This is a genomic window from Thiobacillus sp. (genome assembly GCF_024708915.1).
The window spans coordinates 1-1,111 of the sequence record NZ_JANJXQ010000262.1; the positions used below are offsets into that span (position 1 = coordinate 1).

The following is a 1,111-nucleotide window of genomic DNA, read 5'->3' on the forward strand; positions in this document are numbered from 1 at the left end:
GGATGAGCGAGGACGACTTCGAGCGCAAGCTCTACATCGCCCGCCGCCAGGCCGAGAAGGCGCTCGAGCCCGCCGACCCGGTGTTCTACCTGCCCACGCTGTCGTGCCGCGTGATCAGCTACAAGGGCCTGGTGATGCCGGACAAGCTGCCGGTGTTCTACCCCGACCTGAGCGACGCCCGTTTTGCCTCCAGCCTGGCGGTGTTCCACCAGCGCTTCTCCACCAACACCTGGCCGCAGTGGCGGCTGGCGCAGCCGTTCCGCTATCTCGCGCACAACGGCGAGATCAACACGGTGCAGGGCAACCGCAACTGGAGCCGCGCGCGCGAACAGAAGTTCGAAACCCCGCTGATCCCGAACATGGACGACATCCGCCCCATCGTCGGCACCAAGGGCTCGGACTCGATGAGCCTCGACAACATGGTCGAGGGCTTGGTGATGGGCGGCGCGGGCCTGTTCCGCGCGTTGCGCCTGGTGATCCCGCCGGCCTGGCAGAACGTCGAGTCGATGGACCCCGACATCCGCGCCTTCTACGAATACAACTCGATGCACATGGAGCCGTGGGACGGCCCCGCCGGCGTGGTGCTCACCGACGGCCGCTACGCCGTCTGCACCCTCGACCGCAACGGCCTGCGGCCCGCGCGCTGGGTGCTGACCAAGGACCGCATTCTCACCATCGCCTCCGAAGTGGGCGTGTGGCCGATCGACCCGGCGAACGTGGAGCGCAAGGGCCGCGTCAAACCAGGCCAGATGGTCGCCGCCGATCTCGAAACCGGCCGCCTGCTGATGCCGGAAGACATCGACAACGAGCTGAAGGGCCGCCAGCCGTATCGCGAATGGCTGAAGTCGAGCGCAGTCAAGCTGGAACTCCCGATCAACCAGGACGCCGACCTGCCGTTGATGGACGCCGCCAGCCTGTTGACGCACCAGAAGCTGTTCAACGTCAGCTTCGAGGAGCGCGACCAGATCATCCGCGTGCTGGCCGAAGACGGCGCCGAGGCGATCGGCTCGATGGGCGACGACACCCCGATGGCGGTGTTGAGCCAGAAAGTGCGCTCGCCGTTCGACTACCTGCGCCAGCAGTTCGCGCAGGTCACCAACCCGCCGATCGA

1 protein-coding gene is annotated in these 1,111 nt (G+C 66.7%); it reads left to right on the forward strand.

The genetic code is table 11. The features are described 5' to 3' along the window. On the forward strand, window positions 1-1,111 hold a 1,111-nt coding region (locus Q0L94_RS17510; RefSeq protein WP_296755906.1), incomplete at both ends, for a glutamate synthase central domain-containing protein.